We start from the raw sequence: 20994 nt of genomic DNA, 5'->3' as shown, positions 1-20994 counted from the left end.
CCACATCAGGCCGTCGCGGCGGACGCGAACCTGGTTCGCCGGTAACGGCATCGCGGGCATCCTTCTCGAAAAGGGACGGGCGAGCCCGGGAAGGTGGGGCGCCATGCGGCGCTGGCTGTCCGGTGGGGTGCTGGTGCTCGCCGTCGGCGCGCTGGTCGGGCTGACCTACGCCGAGAAGCTCCCGGCGCTGGCCGGATACCCGCTCGCCGTGGTGGTCGTCGGGCTCCTCGGCGCCGTGTTGAAGGACGTCCTGGTGGACGTCCTCAAGAGCGGCTCCCAGGAGCGGCGGGCCGCCGGACGCGCCCGGCGCGAGGCGCTGTGGACGCACGCGCTGCACTCCACCCCCGAGGGCGGCCTGCCGAAGGTGCGCGACTACCCGGACCCGGCACGGCTCGACGCGCGCGGGCGGACCGGGACGCGGGCCGCCGCCTACGTCCCGCGCGACGTGGACGCCGAGGTCGAGCGCGCCCTGCACGACCGGCGGATGGTGCTGCTCACCGGCCCGTCCGCCGCCGGGAAGACGCGCGCGGCGTTCGAGGTGATCCGCCGCCTGGACCGGCGCGGGCCGCTGCGCCTGCTCGTCCCCGTCCGGCCGGGGTCGCCGGCGGAGCTGGCGGAGGCGGGCGTCCGGCTGTCGGACACGGTCATCTGGCTGGACGACCTGGAAACCTACCTCGGACGCGGCGGCCTCGACCGCGCCACGCTGGACAGGCTCGCGAACCCGGCGGACGGCGGCTCGCGCGTCCTGGTGGTCGCGACGATGCGGGCGCAGGCGCGCCGGGCGCTGGAGGAGGCGCCGGGCTCGCTGCCCCCGGAGGTGCGGCAGGCGCTCAACGCGTTCGTCCAGGTCCGGGTGCGGCCCGAGCTGACCGCGGCCGAGCGCGCGAACGCGGAGGGGCTGCGCGGGGACGAGCGCATCGCCGCCGCCCTGGACGCGGCGGGCGACCGGGCCGTCCGGCTGGCCGAGTACCTGGCGGGCGGCCCGGCGGCGCTGGACCGCTGGCAGCGGGGCCGCGACGGGGAGCACGTCCGCGGCGCGGCGGTCGTCTCGGCGGCCGTGCACGCGCGGGCCGCCGGTCACCTCGGGGCGTTCGGCGAGGCGTCGCTGCGGGCGCTGTCCGAGCTTTTCGTCCCGGCGGAAGACGCGCGGCCGGGCGATTCCGACTTCGCCGACGCGCTGGAATGGGCGACGACCCGCGAGGACGACGTCGCCGCCTGCCTCAACCGCGTCGACGACGGCCTCTACCAGCCCTTCGACTACCTCGTCGACCAGGTCCAGGCGGCCGACGAGGACATGCCGGCGCCGGTCTGGGACGCGGTCTGCGACCTGCTCGCCCCCGAGGACGCGCTGCCGTTCGCGGGCGCCGCGCACCGGGCGGGCCGGCTGCCCGTCGCCGAACGCGCGCTGCGCGCCGCGCTGGACGTCCGGCCCGACCGGGGCGAGCTGCTGTGCCCGCTCGGGTCGCTGCTCTGGGACGACGGCCGCGTCTCCGAGGCCGAGCCGCTGTTCCGCCGGGCGTGCGACGCCGGTGACGGGGACGGCGCCAACAGCCTCGGCCTGCTGCACGCCCTGCGCGGCGACACCGGCGAGGCGGAGCGGCTCTACCGGCTGGGCGTCGCGCGCGGCAGCGCGGAGGCGCGGAACAACCTCGGCATGCTGCTCACCGACCGGGACGAGGCCGAGGTGCTGTTCCGCCGCGCCGCCGCCGAGGAAGTCGCGGAGGCGATGAACAACCTGGCGCTGCTGCTCGCCGAGACGAACCGGCGGGAGGAGGCGGAGACCTGGTTCGGGAACGCCGTCGCCGCCGGTCTGCTGGCCGCGACCGTCAACCTCGGCGTCCTGCTGATGGAGGACGGGCGCTACGAGGAGGCGTCCGCCCGGTTCTGGGAGGCGGTGGAGGGGACGCCCGCCGCGCTGAACAACCTCGGCGTCCTCCGCGCCCACCTGGGCGAGTCGTTCTGGGCGGAGGAGGCGCTCAAACCGGCGGTCGCCGCCGGGCTCCGGGAGGCGGCGCGCAACCTGGACCGGCTGCGGACGCGGGAGGGCGGCGAGCCGGACGAGATCGTCCTGTGCGGCACGGCGGTCCGGGCGGTGCCGGGCGGCGGGCGCGTGCCGATCCCGATGCCGTCGGCGCGGGCCGCGCGGCTCGACCGGGCCGCTCCCGCCCCGTCCAGTTCGCGGACGGAGAGCACATGGGAGCGCGGCGAGATCGGCGTCTTCCGCAACCTGGCCGGGGACGACGTCCGCGAGCTGTCCTGGCTGGGCCCGTCCATGTTCTGGCACCGGCGCAACGAGGCGATCGCGAAGGTGTTCGGCGACCCGTCCAACGGGCTGCGCCGCAGGTGGGTGGCGGAGCAGCGCGAGCGGGGGGCCGCGCCGGACGCGATGATCGTCCACGAGAAGGAGGCCGGCGGCTTCCTGCTGCTCGGCAGCACGGGCGGCGGCGGGGCCGGGCAGTACGCCGTCGTGCCCGGCCTGCTCAAGACCGGCGCGGACACCGACTTCATGATCATCTGCGGTGACGTGCTGCTGCCCGCGGGCGCGCTGCACGCCGCCGGGCCCGGCTTCTTCCGGCCCTACCGGGGCTATCCGGCGCCGATCTACGCGGTGCCCGGCAACCACGACTGGTACGACGGGCTCAACGGCTTCATGCGGATCTTCTGCGGGGCCGATCCGCTGCCCGCGGCGGGGACCCCGTCCGGGCTGCGCGGCCTGCTGTGGCGGCGCGCGACGGTCGCCGACGAGGACGCGCTGGCCGCCGCCCGCCAGTTGCGGGGCGCGTCCCGGCAGCGGGCGCGGCAGCCGGGACCCTACTGGGCGATCGACACGCCGTCCCTGCGGATCATCGGGATCGACACCGGGATCGGCGGGATCATCGACCGCGACCAGGCCGAGTGGCTCCGCCGGGTGTCGGCGGGGGACAAGCCGAAACTGCTGGTCAGCCACCACGCGATCTACGGGGATGACACGTACCGGCCGGTGCGGATCGAGGGCGGGGGGACGGTCGACGAGATCGTCCGGGACCCGGCCCGCAACTTCGTCGCGGCGGTCGGCGGGAGCATTCACAATTACCAGCGCTATCCGGTGCGCGTGGGCGACCGCACCATCCAGTACATCGTGTCGGGCGGCGGGGGAGCGCTGACCGTTCCCACGCACACCATTCGCCGCACGACGGTCGTGGACGAAGAGGCATTCCGCTGCTATCCGCTCCGTGAAGACTCCATGGCGTTCTTCAGCCGCGCGCTCCCTTTCCGCCGGACCGGTGGCCCGGCGATCCCCGCCGCCCAGGCGGGCGTCTATCTCTCGCGCAGACTGCGGACGCCGCTGCGCTGGTGGAGCATGGACGCGCCCGAACCCGGGCTCGGGATGCGCCTGACCGCGAACATGCTGTCCAGGCGCATCGCGATGCGCTACCTCGTCGACCGCGTGCCGCGCGACCGCCCGCCTTTGTTCAAGAGCTTCCTGCGGGTGGACGTCTCCCCGGACCGGCTCCGCATCCGCTGCTTCGCCGCGACCGGATACCGCGAACAGGAGATCAACCCGCCCCTCGAAGACGAGGTCACCATTCCCCTCTGAGCCTTTTTGCCGTGGCCGCGAGGACGCTTATCTCCAGAAGCAGTTCTTCAAGTCGAGGTGGTAGACCGTCCTGCCGGTGCCCTCGATGCCCGTGGAGATCGCCTTGGACGGGTCGGAGGTGCCCCTCTCCGCCTGTACCTCCTGAATGATGTTGAAGTTGCGGTCCTCGCCGCAAGGTCTGAAGAGGAGGTCGGAGAAGCGCTGCGAACTGTGTGCCCAAGCGCCGGAGTACGGGCCGCTGAACGTCTTGGTCTCGGCGGGAGCAGTCGCCATGCCCTGGAAGTAGCGGGTCTCTTTCAGGGTGCCGGAGGCACCGGGCTCCAGTTGCGCGGCGCCGTAGTAGTCGACCTGTCTGACCGCGAAGGTCTTCTCCTCGGGCACGTGGGTTTTCAGACTGATCTGGCAGTTCTTTCTGAAAGCCGTCTGGGGTGAGCCGCCGGTGCCCTCGGCGCGCATGGCGCTGGTCCGCACGGTGAGGAGGAAGTCGTCGCCGTCGTCGTCATTGCTGAGGGCGACCGACACCGTTCCTGCGGGGCATCCGCTGCCGTTGACGGTTGCCACCTCGAAACTGAGACCGTCCGGCGCCGATGCGGCCGCGGCGGTGGTCGCGGTCAGGGCGGGCAGGACGAGAGCCGCGCCGAGGGCGACCGTGAGTGCCGTGCTGTGCTTCATGGACGGGCCTTCCAATCCGGGAGTCTGTCGTCACATTGATGTCGGGCAGCGTTTCCAGGCGAAGTGGTAGACGGTCTTGCCGTCCGTCTCGATGAAATTCGTCTTGGCCGGGTCGGAGTCGCCCATGTCGACCTGCAACTCGGTGCGGAAGTTCAGGTTGCGCTGCTCGCCGCAGGGGCTGAAGACGGGCTCGGACTCGCCGATCTTGAATTGCCAGGGGCCGGAGTACGGGCCGCGGAGCGTCCTGGCCGTCGGCTTGGGAGTCGTCCCCTGGAAGTAGACGCTCGAACTCAAAGTGGCGGAGGCGCCGGGCTCAAGGTGCGCGTCGCCGCTGTAGTCGATCTCCCGCACCGCGTACGTGTATCCCTGGGGAACGTGGACCTTCATATTGAGTTGGCACGGTTTCCGGGATTCCGTCGGGGACGAAGTGCCGCCCGCCTCGGCCCGTGCGGGCTCCGTCGTCAGGAAGACGCGGAAATCGTCGCTGTCATTGAGGATGGCGACGGCCGCGGTCCCGCGCGGGCAGCCGGAGCCGTTGATGGTCGCTATCTCGACGGTGACGCCGCTGGGCGGCGGATCCGCGGCCGCCGGGGGCGCGGACGCGAGGACGGGCAGGGCGAGAGCCGCGGCGCCGAGCGCCGCGAGCGCCTTGTCGTTCATCGGCGGGAGCCTTTCGGGCGGGGAGCTTGCCGCAACATTAATTTTGCAGTTAAGAATGTGTCAATATTGATTCGTTCGGCTCTTTTCAACATTCAACTTCGCCGCGCGTGCCGGGACGCGTTATTCCGTTGTCGTGGCGAGAACGGTCGGTCACACTGGGTCCGTGAGCGAGTCGGGAGGCTCCATGGACGAAGAACGACCGTTGCCGGGCGGCAGGCATGTCGGCGGTGTGCGGATCGGTGACACGGTGCATCGTCCGGCCAATCCCTGGACGCCCGCCGTGCACGCCGTCCTGCGCTACCTGGAGGCGGCCGGATTCGCGGGCGCGCCCCGGGTGCTCGGCTTCGACGACCGGGGCCGCGAAATCCTGACCTTCCTGCACGGCGACACCATCGGGGAACGGCACCCCTGGCCCGCGTGGCCCCATTCCGATCAGGCACTGCGGCAGGCCGCGGAATGGATGCGCCGACTGCACGACACCACGGCGGACTTCGTCCCGCCGGACGGCGCGACCTGGCTCGCGGGGCAGTCGTGGCGGCCCGGACTGATCATCGGCCATCACGATGCTTCGCCCTACAACGCGGTCTGGGACGAGCGACGCGGCCTGGTCGGGTTCGTCGACTGGGACACCGCCGGGCCGTCCTCGCGCGAATTCGACCTCGCCCACCTGGCGCTGACCTGGGTGCCGCTCCATGCCAGGCACGTCGCGGCCTTTCAGGGATTCACCGAATTCGAGGACCGGTCGCGCCGCCTGCACCTCCTGCTCGACGCCTACGGCTACGACGGCGACCGCGCCGCCTTCGCCGGCGCCGTCACCGGGCGGGCCCGCCGCCAGGCGGCCGTCATCCGCCGCATGGTCGCGGCCGGGCAGGCGAACCTGCTGCCGTTCGCCGACGACCTGGAAAAGGCCGCCGCCGAAATCGACACGCTTCCCGCCTCTTTCTGGCGTGGTTGATAGGCGATCTCAGGTCCGTCCCGCGGTCTGCTCGTAAAAGGCGAGCGCCTCGCGAATGCGGTCGCGCAGCCACATGTGCGGCCGGTCGTCGTCGTGGCGCTGGTGCCACGCCATGATGATCGGGACGGGCGGCAGCTCGAACGGCAGCGGCCGGGTGCGGAGCCCGAGCCTGGCCAGCAGCGGGCGGCACATGTGCTCGGGCACCGCGACGACCAGCTCGCTCTCCGCCACCAGGTACAGCGCGGCCGTGCTCGTCGGCACCGACGCGACGACGCGGCGGCGCAGGCCGAGCGCGTCGAGGGACATGTCGATCGGGTCCCGGAGCCGTCCGCGCCGCGACACGATGACGTGGTCGGCCGCGGCGAGCCGCTCCGCGGTCAGACCGGCCTCGGCGCACGGATGGCCGGGACGGGCCGCCGCGACGAGCCGGTCGTGCCCGATCGTCACGTGGTTGATCTCCGGCGCGTCCGGCTCGGCAGAGCCGATCTCCAGGTCGACGCGGCCGTGCCGCAGTTCGTCGGTGTCGCCGCTCGCCTCGGCGAGGAGCCTGACCGCGACGCCGGGGGCCTCGTCCCGGACGGTCGCGAGCAGCGCGGGCGCGATCGCCGTCGTGATCGCCTCGTGGCCCCGCACGGAGAACGCCCGGTCGAGGTTCGCCAGGTCGAGGTGGTGTTCGGGACGGAGCACCCCGCGCGCCCGCTGGACGAGTTCGTGCACCTCCCCGCGGATCTCCAGCGCGTACGGCGTCGGGATCATCGAGCGCCCGGCCCGGACGAGGATCTGGTCGCCGGTGGCGCGCCGGATCCGGCCGAGCGTCCGGCTGACGGCCGGGGCGGACAGGTTCAGCCGATCGGCCGCGCCCGCGACGCTGTTCTCCTCCAGCAGCGCGTCCAGCGCGACCAGCAGGTTCAGATCCAAGTGCACGAGAGTAAATGTAGCCCTAGCAAAGATGCACTGGCCTTAATCGTCACCCACTCCTAGCGTCGGAGACAGGCCGATCGGGCGTTCGCCGCACCGATCGAGCCGTCCACCTACGAGAGGAGTCACGATGTCCCTGCAGTCGGATGATCGCGTCACCGACCCGTCCTCGACCGGCGACAGAGCGCTGGCGGAGCAGGTCGCGGAGGCCGTGCGGGCGGCGGGAGCGCGCATGGCCGAGCTGTTCTCGACCACACCGCGCCTCGCCGGACTGGACGAGGTCGTCGCCGGGATCCACGCCAACGACGCCGCCTCGCTGGAGATCCTGAAGCCGGAGCTGACGCGGCTCCGCCCCGGCGCGGGCTGGGTCGACGACGAGCTGGAGAGCGGCGCGCTCCCGGACGGCGAATGGTGGGTGACCGACCCGGTCGAGGGCAACATCAACCACGTCCACGGCATGCCGGACTGGGGCGTCACGGCGACGCTCGTCCGCGACAACGAGCCCGTCCTCGCCGCGGTGCACCTGCCCCTCGCCGGCGACACCTACGTGGCGGTCCGGTCGGGCGGCGCCTTCCTGAACGGGACGCGGCTGCGCCCGTCCCCGAAGGCCGGGCTCGACGCGGCGCTCGTCGGCACCGGGCAGGCCAAGCCCGGCGAGTCGGCGGAGACGTTCGCCCGCGTCGGGGCGTCGGTGACCGCGATGCTCAACGCCGCTCTGGTGATCCGGGTGTCGGTGCCCGCGACGCTCCAGCTCGTCCAGGTCGCCGCCGGGCGGATGGACGTGTTCTGGCAGTTCAGCCAGGTCAGGTCCGGCCTGCTCGCGGGCGCGCTGCTCGTCGCGGAGGCGGGCGGCGTCGTCACCGACACGCGCGGGCGGCCGTGGAGCCTCGACAGCGCGGACTTCCTCGCCGCCGCCCCGGGGGCGCACGCCGCCGCCGTCCAGACGCTTTCGACCATCGCCTGAAACCGTTCCTTGAGAGAAAGGCGTTCGACATGCGCAAGGTTCCGCTCGGTGCGTCCGGCATCGAGATCAGCGAATTCGTTTTCGGCGCGGGCTCCATCGGCGGAGTCGGCGCGTCCGCGAGCACGCGCGGCTTCGGGCTGAACGCCGAGGAGGGCTTCGAGCGGCTCGACGAGGCGTGGGAGCTCGGCATCAACATGATCGACACGTCCGACTCCTACGGCGGCGGCGAGAGCGAGCAGGTCGTCGGGAGCTGGCTGCGCGACCGGCGGCCCGCTGACGCGGTCGTCGCGACGAAGGTCGGCCTGGTCAGCAGGCCGGACGGCTCCCGCGGCCGGGACCTGTCGGCCGGGCACATCCGGCGGCGGCTGGCGCGCAGCGTCGAACGCCTCGGCCGCGTCGACCTGTACCTTTCGCACATCCAGGATCCGGCCACGCCGATCGAGGAGACCCTCACCGCGTTCTCCGCCGCGCAGGACGCCGGGACGATCGGCGCCTACGGCGTCAGCAACGTCGACCGCGCGGAGCTGGAAGAGATCCTGACCACGGCGGACGCGCGGGGGCTCCACCGTCCCGTCACCGTCGAGAACCGGCTGAACCTCCTGGACCGCACTGATGAACTCGAATTGCTGCCGCTGGTGACGGGCGAGGGGCTCGGATACACGCCGTTCTCGCCGCTCGCGGGCGGGGTGCTCTCCGAGCGGTATCTGGACGGGGCGCCGCCGGAGGCGGGGAGCCGCATCGCCGTGGCGGGCGACCTCTACTACAAGGGTTTCTATTCGCCGGAGAATCTGGAAAGGGTCGCCGCGCTGCGCGAGATCGCGCGGGACCTCTCGGCCACCGTTTCGGGGCTGGCGCTAGCCTGGCTCCGCGACCATCCGGCGGTCAGCGCGCCGATCGTCGCGCCGCGCACGTCCGCCCACTGGGACGCCGTCCGCGAGGCCATGGACATCCGGCTGGACGAGAAGGACCACACCCGCATCTCGGACGTCTTCCAATGAAGGCGGGCGTAGCGGCCGGTCGCGCGGAAAGGAACGCATCGTGACGAAGATCGCGGTACTCGGCTCCGGCGCCAGGTGACGCTGGTGGCCGAGGAAGTGCACTGGGTGTCAGCCGCCGAAGCCGTCCGGCGGCTCGGCGAAGGCGAGCTGAAGCTCGCCGACTACGTCGAGGCGCTCATCGAGCGCACCGAACGGCTCGCGCGGCTGAACACCTATGTCTCGCACGATCCCGACCTCATCCGGAGGTCGCTGGAGAAGCGCCCGGCCGGGCCGCTGCACGGTCTGCCGTTCGCGCTCAAGGACGTCATCGACACCGCCGACCTTCCCACGACGGCGGGCACACCGGCCTTGCGCGAATGGCGGCCGGGACGGGACGCGCCCATCGCGCGGCGGCTTCTCGACGCCGGCGGCACGCTGATGGGAAAGCAGGCGCCGGGCGAACTGTCGTTCGGGATGACGGGGAACAGCCCGGCGTTCGGCACCGTCCGCAACCCCTATGCCGAGGACCGCATTCCGGGCGGGAGCAGCGGCGGCACGGCGGCGGGCGTCGCCGCCGGACTGGTCCCGGCCGCGCTCGGCGGCGACACGGGCGGGTCCTGCCGCGTCCCGGCCGCGCTGTGCGGCTGCGTCGGCTTCCGGCCGACCCACGGACGCTACAACGGACGCGGCGTCGTGCCGATCTCGTCCACCCGCGACACGCTCGGGCCGCTCGCCAGGTCGGTGGCGGACGTCCGTCTCATCGACGGGATCTGCGCGCCGACCAGCGCGGATCCCGGCCCCGCCGACCTGGCCGGGCTGCGGCTCGGGGTCCCGCGCGGCCATTTCTACGACGATCTCGACCCGGACGTCGCCGCCGTGACGGAGAGCGCGCTCTCCACGCTCGCCGCCCGGGGCGCCGTGCTCGTCGAGCACGACATCCCCGATGTGACGCCGCTCAACGAACTGGTCGGTTTCACCGTGGTGCTCTACGAGGTCGGACGCGAATTGTCCGCTTATCTTTATCGGCACGACGCGCCCGTGACGCTGCGGGAAATGGTCCACCAGGTCGCCATTCCCCAGGTTCGGGAATCGCTCGAATCCGTCCTGGAAGATCTGGTGCCGTCCGCCGCGTACCGGAAGGCGCTCGTCGTGCATCGTCCGGCGCTGCGCGCCGCATATGCGGGCTATTTCGCCGAGCAGGACGTCAGCGCCATTGTCGTGCCGACGACGCCGCTGCCCGCGCGCCCGCACCGGCCCGCCGGAGAAGACAGAACGGTCGACCTGAACGGCGCCGAAGTCGACGCCTTCCTCACCTACATCCGCAACACGGACCCGCCGAGCAACGCGGGGCTTCCCTGCCTGTCGATCCCGTCCGGGCTGTCGCGCGACGGCCTGCCGATCGGGCTTGAGCTGGTCGGACCCGACTCGTCCGACGCACGGCTGCTCGCCATCGGCGAGGCCGTGGAGCGGGCGCTGCCGCCGCTGCCCCGCCCGCCCCTCTGAGAAGGTAAACCGCGCCATAAGCCCGAATGAGAACCCGAACGAAAATGCCACGGTCCATACGAAAAGCGCGGCGGCTGGCGTTGATCCGCCTCGTCCGGCCGGGAACGTCCGGCGTCGTCGAACACGCCTCACCGTGAGCCGTCGGCGCCGCTCGCGGCGACGGGACGCTCGGACGTGCGGGTGCACGGGTGCTGGCACGCCTGGTAGACGCCCGGCAGCGGGTGGGCCTCGACGGGCGCGGCGGCCCGCACGGTGGCGAGCGCGACGAGCCCGCCGAGGACGGCGACCCCGGCGGCGATGTACATGGCGCGGGGGAAGCCGGGGCCGAGGGGCTGCCCCGCCCCCGCGTCGAGCCCGGCGGCGAGCGGCAGCACCGCGACCGCGAGCAGCCCGGCCATCCGGGAGATGGCGTTGTTGACGCCGGACGCGACCCCGACGTGCCGCTCGGCCACGGACGCGAGCACCGTCGTGGTCAGCGGCGCGACCGTGAGCGACAGCCCGATCCCGAACACCACCACCGCCGGGAGCACCGCCTCGGGATAGCCCGCGCCGGGCACGATGCGCGCCATCAGCGCGAGGCCCGCCCCGGCCACCAGCGGACCGGCCGTCATCGGCAGCCGGGGGCCGGTCCGCTGCGCCACCGCGCCCATCCGCGGGGACGCCAGCAGCATGATCACGGTGGTCGGCAGGGTCGCGAGCCCGGCGTCCAGCGCCGAGTAGCCGAGGCTCTGCTGGAGTTGCAGGGCGAGCAGGAACAGCGCCCCGCCCATCGCCGCGTACACCGCGAGGGTGGTGAGGTTGGCGCCGGTGAACTGCCGGGAGCGGAACAAGCCCGGCGGCAGCAGCGGCGCCGCCACCCGCGCTTCGACCAGCGGGAACGCGATCAGCGCCGCGATGCCCACGGCGGCCGCGCCGACCGTCGTCGGACGCCAGCCGCGGCTCGGCCCCTCGATCAGCGCGTAGATCACCCCGGCCAGGCCGAGCGTCACCAGGACCGCGCCGACGGCGTCGAACCGGCCGCGCTCCCGGCTCGTCGGGTCGCTGCTCTCGGCCAGGCGCCGCGTCATGACCAGCGCGACGCCCGCCAGCGGCAGGTTGATGAAGAACACCCAGCGCCAGGAGACGGCGTCCACGAGCCAGCCGCCGATGAACGGGCCGAGCGCCGAGGTCACGCCGGACATGCCCGCCCAGAGGCCGACCGCGCGGCCGCGGTCCTCCTCGCGGATCCCGGCGTCGATCAGCGCCAGGCTGCCCGGCACCAGCGCCGCCGCGCCGACCCCCTGCACCAGCCGGGCGATGATCAGCGTGTGGGCGCTCGGCGCGAGCCCGCAGCCGAGCGAGGCCACGGTGAACAGCACCAGCCCGCCGGTGAAGACGCGGCGGCGGCCGTAGCGGTCCCCGGCCGCGCCGCCCGCGAGGAGCAGCGCGCTCAGCGTCAGCAGGTAGCCGTCCAGGACCCACTGCTGCTCGGCGAGCCCGCCGCCGAGCTCGCGGCCGATCGCGGGCAGCGCGACGTTGACGACGGTGCTGTCCAGGAACGCGATGCCGGAGCCCAGCACGGTGACCGCCAGCAGCCAGCGCGCCCGCGTCGAACCCAGCGCCAGTCGATCGGTCGGCATCTTCGTTTCCCCCGGATGCCCGAACACTCTCCGTAGTGCCGTTCCCGTCTGGGCCTACCCGGCTGGGACGGCGCAAACCGATCGGCCCGCCGTGGAACGCGGCACGCTCCGGAGTTTCTGTTTCAAGTGTCGCGGCGACTTCTCGCCTGTCAATTTCACTCCGCTTCAAAAGAGTTGAAAACCGACGATTGACGCTTGTCGGCTCCCTGGTTAACCTCCATTCGGATCCTGGATCTGCGTCAATTGGAGGGTGCCCCGGTGAATGTGTAATTCCATGGACACGCTCCTTTAGCCCGTGTAACCCCCTCGCCCCTCTGAAGGAGAACGACCGTGCGTAAAGTAGTGACCGCATCGGCGGCATGCCTCTCGGCCCTGGCGCTGACCACGGGCATGGCCCAGGCCGCGGTGAACGACCCGCCGCCTCCCGGCCGGATCACCCTGGACGTCCTCACGGTCAACGGCTCGGGCTGCAAGGCCGGCACCGCCGCCGTGGCATCGGCGGCCGACAACACGGCCTTCACCGTCACCTACAGTGACTACCTGGCCCAGGCCGGCGGCAAGTCCAACCCGACCGACCTGCGCAAGAACTGCCAGCTCAGCCTCGCGGTGCACATCCCGCAGGGCTTCACCTACGCGATCGCCAGCGCCGACTACCGCGGCTACGCGAACCTGGCCGACGGCGCCTCCGGTCTGGAGCGCGCTAGCTACTACCACCAGGGCCAGGCCCAGACCACGCCGGTCAGCCACACCATCAAGGGCAAGTACGCCGACAACTGGCAGTTCACCGACAGCACACCGGTGGGCGCCCTCGTCTGGAAGCCCTGCGGTGAGGACCGCAACTTCAACATCAACACCGAGCTGCGCGTCGACAAGGGAACGTCCGACCCGAACACCACGAGCTTCATCTCGTTCGACTCCGCCGACGGCGGCGTTAAGACGATCTACCACTTCGCGTGGAAGAAGTGCCCCTGACCCCGTGATGACCGGGCCGCGCTCGCGTCCAGCCAGGACGCGGGCGCGGCCCCGTCTTCTCCACCCCGTCTTTCAGGAATGCTCGGGTCTTTCAGGAATGCTCGGCTGAGAGCGCCCGCGCGATCTCCAGGGCCGCCGCGTAGGCGCCGCGCAGGGCCTTGCCGCCGCTGAGCGGTTCGCGCTCGTCGGACTCCTCGTAGGTCACGCGGACGAGCACGTCGCCGTCCCGGAAGACGACCGTGCCGGGCACCAGGCCGGGGATCTGCGCCGCGAACGCCTCGTCGCCGAGACCGGGCACGGGATGGAAGTACTTCCGGTCGCGGACGCTCAGCGGCTCCTCGGCCCGCGCGTCGATGTGCCGGATCGCGTACTCGCGGGCGGCGAGGCGCGTCCCGTCGAACGGTCCCGCGCCGGGGACGACCGCGACCGCGACCTGGAGGTCGAAGTCCAGCGTCCGCCAGGAGCAGCCGCGCTGCTTCGCCCCTTCGGCGACGAGGCCGGTCTGCCGTGACTCGGATCCCTCGGCGGCGCCGTCGTCCCCGACCAGGTCGCGCAGCGTCCGCTCGGACAGCGCGGCGCACAGGTCGGGGATCGTCCGCGACGGGGCGGGCCGCGCGGCGGGCGCGACCGCCGGACGGGCGGGTCCCCGCGCGCCGAGTCCGGTCGCGACCTCGGCGGCGGCGGTGAACGCGCCGTCCCGGGCCGCCGCCTCCGGCATCGGCAGTCGGCCGGCGCTGTACTGGACGACGACCTTCGCGTTCCCCACCCGCGTCACGACCGTCGCGCCGCTGGACGGCGAGACCTGGAGGACCGCCTCGTCGCCCAGGCCGGTCACCCCTTGGACGGCGACGTCCGACCACCGGGCGCCGAACGACTTCATCGCCGCCGACAGCGGCGCCCGGCCGGTCGCGAGGAGGTTCGGGTACGCGGTCGCGCCGGCGTCGAGGGACAGCTCGAAGCTGATCGACAGGTATCGTCCCGACCTGTCGTCCCCGTTCCGCGACGACCACGCGCACACTCCCCGGCCGCCGTCCTTGACCATGCGCGGCTCGCCCACCAGGCGTTCGACGGTGCCGGGCGAGATCGCGCAGCCCTTCGGGAACGTCCGCGCGACCGGCCCGGCCGGGACGCGGTCGGGCCCGGACGGCGGGTCGGGCAGCCGGTCGAGCGCCCCCGGCGTCGGGATCACCCAGATCAGGGCGATGCTGAGCACCAGCGTCACGATGGAGGCGAAGACGACGGCGCCGGTCGTGTCGGCCGTCCGCGTGGGCGAATCCGTCATCGCAACGACCTCTCCACCGCGACGGCGACCGTGTAGGCGCTGTCGACCAGCCGTTTTCCGGTGAGGGGCACATCCTCGTCGGCGCCCCGGTAGGCGACCTCCACCAGCACGTTGCGTTTCTGGAAGATCACGATGCCGACGTCGCCGTCCGACGCGCTCCGCTGGACCTTGGTCACTGCGAAGGCGCGTTCGCCCGGCCCGGTCAGCGGTGTGAAACCGGTGAAAGCGTCAGCCCCGGGGGATTTCCCCGCGCGCTGGTTCTGGTAGACGCCGAGGAACTGCCGCGTCGCGTTGAAGGCGCCGAGGCCGGGCAACCGCTCGCCCGCGACCGCGAGCGAGACGGTGAGCGTGCGCGTCCGGCCCTCACCCGAGTAGCGGGACGTCCGCGCGTTCCACGTGCAGGCGTCGACCGACATCCCGGCCGGAGCCGCCATCGTCAGGAGGGTCGCGCTTCCCCGCCGCCGGTACGCGCCGCGCGCGACCTTGTCGACGGTGGGGTCCGCGACCGTGTCGCACGGTTTGGGGATCGTGCGGAGCGGCGGCGTGACCGGGTTCTTCACCGCGCTCAGCACCGGTCGCGCCGTGGTGCCCATGCTCTTCGCCGTCTCGGCGGCCGCGGCGAGGGCGCCGTCGAGCGCGGTCTTCTCCGGGATCGTCCGCCGCCGTCCGCGCACGTCGTCCCACCCCTTGTAGCGGACGGACACGACGGCGTTGCCCACCCGGAAGTCGACGACCGCGCCCTCGGTCTCGATCTCCGCCGAGTAGCGGGCGGTGGCCTCCTCGCCGAGCCCCTCCACGAGCGCGGGCGGGTCGGGGTTCGCCGCCCGGTTCGGCTCGGCCGGGGTCAGCGCCTGCATCGCCTCGGTGATCGGCGCCTGGAGGCGTCCGGTCGACAGCGTGATGTCGACGTAGAGGACGCGCTCGTTCCGGAAATCGCCGACGCAGAATCCGCATTTGGCCTTGCCGTCGTCCAGGGAGTACCACATGCAGCTCCCCGGCCCGCCCTGCCGGAAGACGTTGCCCTTCTCGGCGTCGCGGTCGGCTCCGGGCGCGAGCCGCGCGGCGGTCGCGGCCGACACCCCGCAGTTGCGGGGGAGCTTCGTGACGACCCGTCCGGCGGGGACGCGGTCGGCTCCGGCGGGCGCGGTGAGCAGCGGGCCGTCGGAGATGCCCTCGGGGGCGCGGTCCCGCGAGGCGGCGACGGCGACGGCGACTGAGACGGCCAGGACGAGCGCGATCGTCCCGGCCGCCGCTTGCCGCCCGCGGCCCGTCCACCATCGGGGAGCGGGCCCGGGCGGTCCGGAATCGGACACACGGACTCCAGAGGGGGTTGCGACTGGTGTTGATCCCCTTGGACTCCGCGAGTGGAACGAAGGTTCCGAGATCAGGCGGCGGCGGGCGCGGGCTCCGCGGCCTCGGGCGTCGCGGCGAAGCGCTGCGCGAGCCACGAGCAGACGAGCAGCTGGAGCTGGTGGTAGAGCATCAGGGGCAGCACGACGGTGCTGACGCCGGCGTCCGCGAACAGCACGGTCGCCATCGGCAGCCCGCTGGCCAGGCTCTTCTGGGAACCGCAGAAGAGCATCGTGACGTGGTCGGGCCGGGAGAAGCCGCCGACCCGGGAGATGAGCGCGGTGAGCGCGAGCGCCACGGCCAGCAGCGCCGCGATGACCATGGCGAGGACACCGATCTCGGTGGCCGCGAGCCCGTCCCAGACGTTGTTGATGACGCCGCGACTGAAAGCGGTGTAGACCATCAGAAGGATCACCGCGCGGTCATAGCGGGAGAGGGCGCGGCGCCGCGCCCGGACGGCGTCGCCGATCCACCGCTGCGCGGCCTGGCCGACCAGGAACGGAAGCAGCAGCCGGAGCGCGATGTCGCGGACGGATTCCAGCGAGAACCCGCCGTCGCCCGCCGAGATCAGCACCGTCGCGAGCAGCGGGGTGATCACGACGCCGAGCAGGTTGGAGAGCGAGGCGCTGCAGATCGCCCCGGCCTCGTTGCCGCGCCCGATCGACGTGAGCGTGATCGACGACTGCACCGTGGACGGCAGCACGCACAGGAACACGACGCCCTGGTAGAGGGGTTCGCTGAGGAGGCCCGGCACGAGCGGCAGGCAGAAGAGCGCCAGCGCCGGGAAGACGAGGAAGGTGACCGCGGAGATCGCCGTGTGCAGCCGCCAGTGGCCGAGCCCGCGCAGCGTCTCGGCGGTGCGCAGCCGGGCGCCGTACAGGAAGAACAGCAGCGTGATCGCGACCGTTCCGGCATGGTCGAGGACCGCGGCGAAACCGCCGTCGGCCGGGAACATCGCGGCGATCCCCACGGAGCAGAGAATCGCCGCGATGTACGGGTCGATGTGCAGCCGCGCCAATGTCGCGGAGATGATGCGCATTGCCTTTCTCTGCTCCTCGTGGCGGGGCCGCCGTATCGCTTTTCCGGACGGACGTCAGGCGAGCGAGTCGGTCAGTGCCCGTCCCTTCTCGGGGTGGTTGCGGCTGATGTTGCCTTCGAGCAGGGCGAGCGACTCCCTGACCCCGACGCTGCCCTCGGTGTGCTCGGGCAGCCGGCCGTCGTCGCGCTTGAGGCCGACGACCGCGTCCTCCATCGCGCTCTGCGCCGCGAACAGGCACGGAGTGCTGTAGATCGCGACCTTCACGCCGAGGTCGCCCAGCTCCGGGAGGGAGATGCGCGGCGACTTGCCGCCCGCGATCTGGTTGAACAGCAGGGGCTTGTCGCCGATCACCTCGCGGACCTGGCGGATCCGGTCGATGCTCCGGACGCCGTCGACGAGGATGACGTCGGCGGCCGTGTCCGCCAGCGCCTTCGCCCGGAGGAGGATCTCCTCCTCGTCGGTGGCGTCGGTGCGCGCGACCACGACGAGGTCGGTGCGCGTCTCGAGCACCATTTCGAGCTTGGTGAGGTACTCGTCCAGGGGCAGGATGCGCTTACCGTCGACGTGCCCGCAGCGCCGCGGCCGCTGCTGGTCCTCCAGGATCACGCCGGAGGCGCCGATCATTTCCAGTTGCCCGACCACGTGGCAGGCGACCTCCGGGTCCACGTAGCCGTCGTCGATGTCCACTAGCAGGTGCCGTCCGGGAAAGGCGAGCCGCAGCCGCTGCACGAACGCCACCATGTCGGGCCAGGCGATGAAGCCGATGTCGGGCAGGCCGTAGTACGACGCGGCGAACCCGAACCCCGATACGAACATGCCGTTGAAGTGCCTCGCGGCGACGGAGGCGGAGAACATGTCGAACACCCCGATCAACGGGGTGGTGCCGTCGGACATGATCTCTCGTCGTAGCTCGTCTCCGTAGTTCACCCATCACTCCTCTCATCTCGTTGAGTGGCGCGACTTGTCCCACTGGGGCGGAATGCCGCCCCAGTGGCAAAGGACGCGCCAGTCGCTGTCGCGCGTCACGGACAGTTACGCATCCGCAAAGTCGGCGGAGAGTAAAGGAAGATTCTGGTGAATGCAAAACCAGATCTGGTTGGGCGGGTTTGTAAGTCGATATGCCGACTTGTATTCATGCCCTTTGCATAGATCTTTTGGAAATGGCCCGGGGGTCGGCCGGTTCGCTTCGGAGGCCGTACGCAAAAGAAATTCAGCTTCCGTCGCCGAACGTGCGAACGCCTCCCGGCCCGGAGCGGCGCGGCCGGTGGCTCCGGCCCGCCGTCCCGGTCGGGAGGCGCTCAGACGAGTGCGGTCAGCTCAGGCCGTAGGCCCTCGTAACGGTCTGGTCGACGGAGTTCCCGGAACTGTCGGACGCCTGGAATCGCAGTGCCACATAGCCATTGTTGACGGCGGGGTGGCTGACGTTGGCGGTCCAGCGGTCGGTGCCGTTGGGAGTGAGCGTGAGGGTCGTCCAGGTGACCCCGTCGTTGAAGGACGCCTTCAACGAGATCGAGGCCACGGCCGTCCCACCGGGCGGACGCTGGACTCTCACGTCCAGCGGGAAGGTCGTGCCGGACGGCGCGCGCCCGCTGGTGTCGAAATTGCCGCCGACGCGCGGCTGGAGCACATTGTGCTGGTCGACGAATGGATCGGTTGATCCCTCAGCGGACGAGAACTTCCAACTGGCGTTGACCTTGGTGGCGTACTTCGACCAGGCGACCGTGCGCTGCATCGCCAGGTCGAGCCGGTAATTGGCGGCCTGCGGGGGCACGGTCCAATTGTTGCCCAGCGGATTGGTGCTGGTCCCGACCTGCACGCCATTGCGGTAGAGGGTGAGCGAGCCGGTGGTGCCGGTCGAGGACTGCGCGCCCAGGTTCTGGTGGTCCAGCACGGAGCCGTCGGCCAGCAGCGGCGCGGTGACGAAGAGCCCCTGCCCGTGCCCGATCCTGAGGGTCGGCCCGAACGCCGCCTTGTTCCAGTTCTCGGAGTAGGTGCTCCCGGCGGTGTACGTGCGCGGCCCGGAGTCGTTCTCGGCCACCTGCTGGCCGAGCGTGTACACGTAGTTCCCCGTCCAGTGCACGCCGGCCGCCGTGTAGTAGACGCGCTGGGTGCTGGGCGCGTTGGCCGGGTGGGTGAGCCCCAGTTCCCGGCCGCCGAAGCCGTCGAAGTCGATGACCGAGCTGTGCGGGCCGGGGCTGGTGGACGCCACGCCCTGCGACCCGTACGTCGTGTTCACCAGGGCCAGGCTCGCCGGCGTTGCCGTGAACGTCAGCGTCGAGGGGATCTGGCCGCTCGTCGGGAACGCCAGGTTGTAGGCGCGCGGCGACGGCAGTGTGGTCAGCGGTTCGACCTGGCTCTCCACGTACACGAAGTGGTACGGGCGAGTCGTGCTGGCCGACGGCCACGCGTACAGCGGGACATCGGAGTTGCCCCTGAGCGTCGTGGAGATCTCCTGCCCGGCGATGGTCTCCACGATCTGGGCGTAGCTGTCGACCTCGGTGGCGGTCGTGGACGGGCTGACCGCCTTGACCTCGGCGGCCGTCCGCGCGTCCAGGGTGATGTCGGTGTCGGCGCCGACCGACAGCGTCGGGTTGCTGTAGAGCGCCAGACTGTCGGGGACCCACGGGTCGCCCGTGACGATGATCCCGGTCAGGCTGTAGTCGCCGGCCGGCACGCTGCCCGTGAGCGTGTCACCGGAGACGTTCAGCGGATATTCGGTGCCGGTCGCGGTGTCGACGATGGTGGCCACCGGCGCCACCTGCGTGCCGTTCCTGTCGATGCCGTGAATCGTGACGGAATGGTCCACGAGCGCCGCCTTGCGCGCGGGCGCCTTGGTCTTGCTGTGGCCGAGCCGGACGAAGGGCCCCGCGGCGTCGCGTGGCTTCCCGCCCTGGTCGGCGGCGGCCGCCGCCTGAACGGGAACGAGCAACGCGGCGAGTGTGGTCATGCTGATCAGGGCTGTTCTCCAGCGCCTCACCTGAAGTCCCTTCTGTGCGATGACAGAATTCGGAGAGTGGGCGCAGAACCGGGACGCGGAGACCCTCTCAAAGAGAATCGCCGCTGCGGGGAGTTCCGTCCCTTCGGTTACGTGATCATCCTACACATGATCTTTAATTTCTGGTGAAAGTGACGATTGAACTGCGGAAACAATGGTCATTCCGATTGTGGTAGGGGGAGGTAGGGGTGGGCCCGGTCAGACCAGCCCGCGCCGCGCGGCGTGCACTCCCGCCTGGAATCGGGTGCGCGCGTTGAGGGTGCGCAGCAGGCGGGCGACGTGGCGGCTGACCGTCCGCGCGCCCATTCCGGTGTGCCGGGCGACCGCCTCGTCCTTGAGCCCGGCGGCGAGCAGGGTGAGCAGGTGCCGGTCGACGTCCGACAGGCGGGGCCAGACGTCCTGCGGGCCCGAGTCGTCGTCGGCGTGCAACGGCGTGGCCTGTTCCCAGCACGCGTTGAACACGCTGATGAGAATGTCGAGCAGCGTCGACGGACGGATCAGCGCGGTAACGCCGGGTTCGTCGCCGCGAAGCGGCATCAGCGCCAGTTCGTCGTCGACGATGACGAGCTTGGTCGGCGGGTTCTCCAGGATGCGGGCGCGTTCGCCGATGCCGCAGTCGTGCCGCGCCATTTCCAGCCGCTCCGGGATCGCGAGCGCTTCCGGAGTGTAGATGACGCGATACTCTATGCCGTTCGCGAGCCGTTCCCGCTCGATTTCGTTCGGCACTCCTGGATCGACCGCGTAGGGCGGTTTGTCGATCGCCTTGATCTGCTTGACCGCGCCGCGCTGCACCTGTTCCCAGCGCTGCGACACCGCGTCCAACCCGTCGATGATCTCCACGAGTTTCTCGGGGTTGCTGCGCTGTTCGATGGCCAGCAGGTCGCCGCTGAGCCGTTTCGCCTCGATGCGCGCGCGGATGAACTCCGTTTCGCGCTTGCGTATCAGCGTCTCGACGACGGCGTCCGGCGGGAAGGGGAAGTAGGCGGGGTCGGGGGAGACGTCGACGTCGACCATGCCGAGGGCCTCAAGATCCATGAGGATTCCGGCGAGCCGGGAGCGCGGTTGTTCCGTCAGACCCGCCAGCTCACTCAATGTGCTGCCGGGGTGGTAGAGCAACGTGGTGTAAATGGACTGTTGCAGAGCGGTGACGCCCAGAGCCGCGAATGGATTCTCGCTGGTAGCGATGCCGGGGAGCATGGACCGGATTATGTAGTAACGGCGTAAGGCCGCCAAGTCTTCGCAGCTCATCTGGTCTCAAACCGGCCAAGTACGCCGAGGACGAGCGCCATGATCCGCAAAATCTACCGGAGCGGACGGCGCCGGCCGACGCATCTTTCGTGACCGGCGCCGCCCGCGCACTCACCAGAGCCGAACGATTTTGCGCCCGTCCCGCGGCGCTCGGCAAGTGGGTGCGATGGCGAGTTTTGGACAGCGGCGACAACTCGCCAGAACGCGGTCCAGGAAAGGTCTTCTCAGCCTATGCGAATGCATCTACCTTTACCGCACCCCCC

General features: G+C 71.3%; 16 protein-coding genes. 6 read left to right on the top strand and 10 right to left on the bottom strand.

What is annotated here, in order from left to right; translation table 11 throughout:
- Positions 1-103: 103 nt before the first annotated feature.
- Positions 104-3577 carry a tetratricopeptide repeat protein gene (locus FXF65_RS33345; RefSeq protein ID WP_148354038.1) on the top strand — a complete coding sequence of 1158 codons (3474 nt, stop codon included), beginning with the start codon at positions 104-106 and terminating at the stop codon, positions 3575-3577.
- A gap of 27 nt (positions 3578-3604) precedes the next feature.
- Here the strand turns inward: FXF65_RS33345 and FXF65_RS33340 are convergent, their stop codons facing one another.
- Positions 3605-4249 carry a DUF4360 domain-containing protein gene (locus tag FXF65_RS33340; RefSeq protein ID WP_148354037.1) on the bottom strand — a complete coding sequence of 215 codons (645 nt, stop codon included), beginning with the start codon at positions 4247-4249 and terminating at the stop codon, positions 3605-3607.
- 30 nt (positions 4250-4279) lie between these two features.
- Positions 4280-4909: a DUF4360 domain-containing protein gene (locus tag FXF65_RS33335; RefSeq protein WP_148354036.1), complete on the bottom strand. Its 630-nt coding sequence runs from the start codon at positions 4907-4909 to the stop codon at positions 4280-4282.
- Between the two features lie 184 nt (positions 4910-5093).
- On the opposite strand from FXF65_RS33335, the gene FXF65_RS33330 reads away from it, so the two are divergent.
- A complete protein-coding gene (locus tag FXF65_RS33330) occupies positions 5094-5864 on the top strand; it encodes a phosphotransferase (protein ID WP_148354035.1) in 771 nt (256 codons plus the stop codon).
- Between the two features lie 9 nt (positions 5865-5873).
- On the opposite strand, the gene FXF65_RS33325 is transcribed toward FXF65_RS33330, so the two are convergent.
- On the bottom strand, positions 5874-6788 hold the full coding sequence (locus FXF65_RS33325) for a LysR family transcriptional regulator (protein WP_148354034.1): 915 nt from the start codon (positions 6786-6788) through the stop codon (positions 5874-5876).
- A gap of 124 nt (positions 6789-6912) precedes the next feature.
- On the opposite strand from FXF65_RS33325, the gene FXF65_RS33320 reads away from it, so the two are divergent.
- The 3 genes from FXF65_RS33320 (at position 6913) to iaaH (ending at position 10226) form a co-directional block, all read left to right on the top strand.
- Complete coding sequence (locus FXF65_RS33320; protein ID WP_148354033.1) at positions 6913-7746, top strand: inositol monophosphatase family protein; 834 nt, start codon at positions 6913-6915, stop codon at positions 7744-7746.
- A gap of 29 nt (positions 7747-7775) precedes the next feature.
- Positions 7776-8744 carry an aldo/keto reductase gene (locus tag FXF65_RS33315; protein ID WP_148354032.1) on the top strand — a complete coding sequence of 323 codons (969 nt, stop codon included), beginning with the start codon at positions 7776-7778 and terminating at the stop codon, positions 8742-8744.
- 84 nt (positions 8745-8828) lie between these two features.
- Positions 8829-10226 carry an indoleacetamide hydrolase gene (gene iaaH / locus FXF65_RS33310; RefSeq protein ID WP_187412632.1) on the top strand — a complete coding sequence of 466 codons (1398 nt, stop codon included), beginning with the start codon at positions 8829-8831 and terminating at the stop codon, positions 10224-10226.
- 128 nt (positions 10227-10354) lie between these two features.
- Here the strand turns inward: iaaH and FXF65_RS33305 are convergent, their stop codons facing one another.
- Entirely contained in the window at positions 10355-11845 is a 1491-nt protein-coding gene (locus FXF65_RS33305) for an MFS transporter (RefSeq protein ID WP_148354030.1), read from the bottom strand.
- Positions 11846-12175: 330 nt separating this feature from the next.
- Here FXF65_RS33305 and FXF65_RS33300 point away from each other — a divergent pair, with 330 nt between their 5' ends.
- Entirely contained in the window at positions 12176-12817 is a 642-nt protein-coding gene (locus tag FXF65_RS33300) for a DUF4360 domain-containing protein (protein ID WP_246178362.1), read from the top strand.
- A gap of 91 nt (positions 12818-12908) precedes the next feature.
- Here the strand turns inward: FXF65_RS33300 and FXF65_RS33295 are convergent, their stop codons facing one another.
- The 6 genes from FXF65_RS33295 to FXF65_RS33270 all read right to left on the bottom strand — a co-directional run bounded on the left by FXF65_RS33295 (position 12909) and on the right by FXF65_RS33270 (position 20680).
- A complete protein-coding gene (locus FXF65_RS33295) occupies positions 12909-14099 on the bottom strand; it encodes a hypothetical protein (protein WP_148354029.1) in 1191 nt (396 codons plus the stop codon).
- Positions 14096-15412 carry a hypothetical protein gene (locus FXF65_RS33290; RefSeq protein WP_148354028.1) on the bottom strand — a complete coding sequence of 439 codons (1317 nt, stop codon included), beginning with the start codon at positions 15410-15412 and terminating at the stop codon, positions 14096-14098. The genes FXF65_RS33295 and FXF65_RS33290 overlap by 4 nt, the downstream gene beginning before the upstream one ends.
- A gap of 71 nt (positions 15413-15483) precedes the next feature.
- Positions 15484-16488, bottom strand: a complete 1005-nt coding sequence (locus FXF65_RS33285; protein ID WP_148354027.1) for a bile acid:sodium symporter family protein — start codon at positions 16486-16488, stop codon at positions 15484-15486.
- Between the two features lie 54 nt (positions 16489-16542).
- On the bottom strand, positions 16543-17415 hold the full coding sequence (locus FXF65_RS33280; RefSeq protein ID WP_187412631.1) for an isocitrate lyase/PEP mutase family protein: 873 nt from the start codon (positions 17413-17415) through the stop codon (positions 16543-16545).
- Between the two features lie 385 nt (positions 17416-17800).
- The gene (locus tag FXF65_RS33275; protein WP_148354026.1) at positions 17801-19435 is read right to left on the bottom strand and encodes a hypothetical protein; all 1635 of its coding nucleotides are present in this window, start codon (positions 19433-19435) and stop codon (positions 17801-17803) included.
- 246 nt (positions 19436-19681) lie between these two features.
- Positions 19682-20680 (bottom strand): helix-turn-helix transcriptional regulator, encoded by a 999-nt coding sequence (locus FXF65_RS33270; protein WP_169809442.1) that lies wholly within the window; start codon positions 20678-20680, stop codon positions 19682-19684.
- Positions 20681-20994 lie beyond the last annotated feature (314 nt).

The sequence above is a fragment of the Actinomadura syzygii genome (genome assembly GCF_008085905.1).
Lineage (GTDB): Bacteria > Actinomycetota > Actinomycetes > Streptosporangiales > Streptosporangiaceae > Spirillospora > Spirillospora syzygii.
This window is presented reverse-complemented; position numbering and strand designations above follow the sequence as displayed.

What these genes read in the sequence shown, in the direction of transcription:
- FXF65_RS33335 (WP_148354036.1), bottom strand. Translation starts at nt 4,909, where the DNA reads ATGAACGACAAGGCGCTCGCGGCGCTCGGCGCCGCGGCTCTCGCCCTG.
- FXF65_RS33315 (WP_148354032.1), top strand. Translation starts at nt 7,776, where the DNA reads ATGCGCAAGGTTCCGCTCGGTGCGTCCGGCATCGAGATCAGCGAATTC.
- FXF65_RS33285 (WP_148354027.1), bottom strand. Translation starts at nt 16,488, where the DNA reads ATGCGCATCATCTCCGCGACATTGGCGCGGCTGCACATCGACCCGTAC.
- FXF65_RS33330 (WP_148354035.1), top strand. Translation starts at nt 5,094, where the DNA reads ATGGACGAAGAACGACCGTTGCCGGGCGGCAGGCATGTCGGCGGTGTG.
- FXF65_RS33320 (WP_148354033.1), top strand. Translation starts at nt 6,913, where the DNA reads ATGTCCCTGCAGTCGGATGATCGCGTCACCGACCCGTCCTCGACCGGC.
- FXF65_RS33275 (WP_148354026.1), bottom strand. Translation starts at nt 19,435, where the DNA reads ATGACCACACTCGCCGCGTTGCTCGTTCCCGTTCAGGCGGCGGCCGCC.
- FXF65_RS33345 (WP_148354038.1), top strand. Translation starts at nt 104, where the DNA reads ATGCGGCGCTGGCTGTCCGGTGGGGTGCTGGTGCTCGCCGTCGGCGCG.
- FXF65_RS33295 (WP_148354029.1), bottom strand. Translation starts at nt 14,099, where the DNA reads ATGACGGATTCGCCCACGCGGACGGCCGACACGACCGGCGCCGTCGTC.
- FXF65_RS33270 (WP_169809442.1), bottom strand. Translation starts at nt 20,680, where the DNA reads ATGCTCCCCGGCATCGCTACCAGCGAGAATCCATTCGCGGCTCTGGGC.
- FXF65_RS33305 (WP_148354030.1), bottom strand. Translation starts at nt 11,845, where the DNA reads ATGCCGACCGATCGACTGGCGCTGGGTTCGACGCGGGCGCGCTGGCTG.
- FXF65_RS33340 (WP_148354037.1), bottom strand. Translation starts at nt 4,249, where the DNA reads ATGAAGCACAGCACGGCACTCACGGTCGCCCTCGGCGCGGCTCTCGTC.